This window comes from Psychrobacter sp. FME6 (assembly GCF_014861365.1).
In the GTDB taxonomy this organism is placed as follows: Bacteria; Pseudomonadota; Gammaproteobacteria; order Pseudomonadales; family Moraxellaceae; genus Psychrobacter.
On sequence record NZ_RRYW01000166.1, the window covers coordinates 1 to 3,164 of the forward strand.

Sequence of the window (3,164 nt, forward strand, 5' to 3'; positions counted from 1 at the left end):
TTCTCGCTTGTGTCTTTATCTGGCTGCCGCTGATTTGAATTCTATACAGCCCCTAGTAAGTCCGAAAATCTTGAGGGCAATTTCTTCTTCGTACACACTATAGTGTCTACAAAACCTTATTATAAATATAATCATTGTACTCAGTTTATAAGATGCGCCTACAGAAGGTGCTACTTCGTACAGAAAAAAGGCTACTTCAAGAATAGTTCTCAGTACATGGTAATAATCAATTTTTTCTTCATATAAAACTTCGTTTGTATCGATTAACCGCTTAATGCGATTTGTTAAAGATGATATAACAAATGATGAGATTTCATCGTATCCAACATTATTATGAACACATAAAACCTTAATAGACTCAATAAATGATTTCGCAAGTCGCGAAGACCTATAGATTTTCTTTGGTTTTAATTTTCTTAATCTATCAACTTCTAAGAACTTATCAAAAAAGTTGTTCGATAAATTGCTAATTTCATGTATTAATCTAGATTTGCTACTTGCGAAGGGTCGGGTAATAATTGAATATTTACTTACATTTGTATGTAGATTAAAACTGATTAAACTATCTGAATAGATCGCATAGACTTTTTCAGCTATTTCTTGATTATCTGCAAAGATATAAACGTCATCCACATATCGTTTAAACACGTAATTAATATCAAATTTTAAGTCAATGTCTTCTGATTTAAGTTTTTCTATAGCCAATAAATCAATTTTCTGGAAAATAATTTCAGAAAAAACTCTACTTACTTCGGGGCCTATAGGTATACCATTAGTTTCATTGTCATTACCATGCCGAATGAGTGTATCAAAAGCATCACCAAATGCATTTTTATTTAAGTTATCCTTAGTAAAATTTTTATCTTTAGTTGCCCATGCGATTGAGTGAGTATAAATACTATCAAAACACTTAGAGACATCTAGACTCATTTGCACTCTAAATCTTTTCTCTAATCTAAAATACTCAGAAGAATTGAAGAACTTATATAGACGGTCATACCCGTTATATGAAAAAAATGATGGCATGTGTTTTACAAGAGAATCTTTTTCAACTGAAGAGACTTGATCCTCCTTATATTGATATAGGTTTTCCCACAGTCCTTTTGTATAAAAAGTGCTTGCGATACCTTTTGGAGATCTGATAGACGCTGGACTAATCGAACAATAATAAAGGATTAGACTTGCGTATTTTTCATAAAATAATTTTGCTTGATACTGTGAGGTAGGATGTAATAAAGCTAATCTTCTAAAACTAACACTGTCTTTACATATTTTATAAAGGTAGGGTTTAGTCGGCTTTATTGGCCTATTTTTCTTATTGCCTGTAGGTTTTTCACCGTAAACTATCAATTTAATTAGTTTTTTCTCAAATTCTGGAAAGTTATCAATATGTTTTATTCGTTCATATAGCCCATCGTTTGAGAATATTATTGGAGTCTCATAAGGTAGTGTTTCTGTTAAAAGCACTCTCGTATAATCACTCTTTTCTATAAATCTTGTAGATGACATCTTGTTATTCCTAATGATCCCAACAACGTTTTATTTGACCAACTCTCTCGGGACGAAAAGTGACAAAAGCTACATCTTTATGGCCTTTAACAAAGCTATTAGCTAGTATTCTACTCCTTAACCTTGAATTTAATTTAGTACTCAGTAAAGTACCTAGTCTTCCTTTTTGTCCAAGTACTAAAGCCTTAATAAAGCCGTCCAAATTCTTTAAATTTGACATATTACCTTGTATAGCAGGATAGTTATAGTAAATACCAGAAAGCTTAGTTCTGTCTAAATGTTGATTATAGATCTTGAAATTTTTAGTTAAAAACCTTAGCCTGTCAATAAGCAACTCTGTGTTACCATTTTTTGCAAAATCATAGAATGCCCGTGACAAACGTTTTTTATATTTCTTAACTTTCTTGTCAGCTATATCAATATCAATAATCCTGTGTTTATCTTTATTAGTTCTTTTTTTAATACTAATTTTATATCCTAGGTATTCAAAACTATATCTAAACTCATCAGTTTGCTTTCTAGTTATAGGGCTTTTACCGATTATCGGAGATTCTTGAGACTTCAATTCGTTAAATTGTAAGCCTTTAGGTAGGTTTTTTTTAGCCAAAACCCTAAATATTTGGCTATTTTCATTAGCTGAGGTAATAATTATGATGTCATCTACGTATCTTGCATAAAAAAATGTATCAGGGTGAGCAGAGACTTTACTATCAAAATCACACATTATTAATTCCGTAAGAACGGAGCTTAAAGATAAGCCTCGAGGAGACCCAGTACCACCTAAAGCCTTGTGTTTTTTTAAGATAGAACAAAGTAAACTTTTGCTTTGAGGACTTAAATTAGGAATTTGGTTTATAAATTTTTCTACTTCTTTATTATCAAAAGACTCAAAAAACTTTATGATATCCCACCTATAAATCCTATATGGAACATCCTCCATTAATAATAACTTCAAATTTTCTATGATACTCGCCCGATTAGGCGCTTTTTTACCGCTAATGCTATTAAGATTTGATGTTAGATTTCTTTCTATTAGACGATGATGATGCCTATCTATTTTATATACTTGATTTCCATGTAGCTTGAAACATGATAAAGGATTAACAACATCTGAAAATTCTTTCTTGATGCTATCAATTGCATCATGAAGCAATTTTTCACGATATATATCTTGATCTGCCATAGATATATTTTGAAAGTCACTTTTACGAATAACCTTGTTTAATCTGTAAGTACTAAATGCTTGATATTCCATGTTTGTCACTTAAATCATTATGTTTAATGTTGAAGGCTCTTTAAATAGAACATAAAAAATCTACTTTTTAATTTTTCAGAATCTACATTCACGTATGTAATGAATAAAACCAAACGGATAGTTTACTTAGCTATTGTGTTCTAACGCCTTCTTAATAATATCCTTCACCAGATCATCTTGGAACTGGGTGCTAAAGCTCACACTAAGCCCATCTGACTCCATCTGATTAAATAAACGCTCAGCATGCTTGATCTTGCGATTTTCCTCTGCTCTAAGGTTATCAGACGACGAAGTGTCTTTGGTCTCAATGATTAAATTGAGCGTTTGACCTTTGTCAGTCTCAACGAGACCATCCCACATTCTGTGTAACTGCCCTTTAGATTAAATGCCTGCTGATACG

Annotated in this window: 3 protein-coding genes; all 3 read right to left on the reverse strand. The window is 31.7% G+C overall.

Features of this window, described 5'->3' with window-relative positions; genetic code table 11:
* Window positions 1-15 precede the first annotated feature (15 nt).
* Entirely contained in the window at window positions 16-1,509 is a 1,494-nt protein-coding gene (drt3b, locus tag EI162_RS13840) for an antiviral reverse transcriptase Drt3b (protein ID WP_192524883.1), read from the reverse strand.
* 10 nt (window positions 1,510-1,519) lie between these two features.
* The gene (gene drt3a, locus EI162_RS13845) at window positions 1,520-2,764 is read right to left on the reverse strand and encodes an antiviral reverse transcriptase Drt3a (protein ID WP_192524884.1); all 1,245 of its coding nucleotides are present in this window, start codon (window positions 2,762-2,764) and stop codon (window positions 1,520-1,522) included.
* Between the two features lie 126 nt (window positions 2,765-2,890).
* Complete coding sequence (locus tag EI162_RS13850; protein ID WP_192524885.1) at window positions 2,891-3,124, reverse strand: hypothetical protein; 234 nt, start codon at window positions 3,122-3,124, stop codon at window positions 2,891-2,893.
* Window positions 3,125-3,164 lie beyond the last annotated feature (40 nt).

Excerpts from the sequence above, each read along its gene's own strand:
- drt3b (WP_192524883.1), bottom strand. The coding sequence starts at position 1,509 with ATGTCATCTACAAGATTTATAGAAAAGAGTGATTATACGAGAGTGCTT.
- drt3a (WP_192524884.1), bottom strand. The coding sequence starts at position 2,764 with ATGGAATATCAAGCATTTAGTACTTACAGATTAAACAAGGTTATTCGT.
- EI162_RS13850 (WP_192524885.1), bottom strand. The coding sequence starts at position 3,124 with ATGTGGGATGGTCTCGTTGAGACTGACAAAGGTCAAACGCTCAATTTA.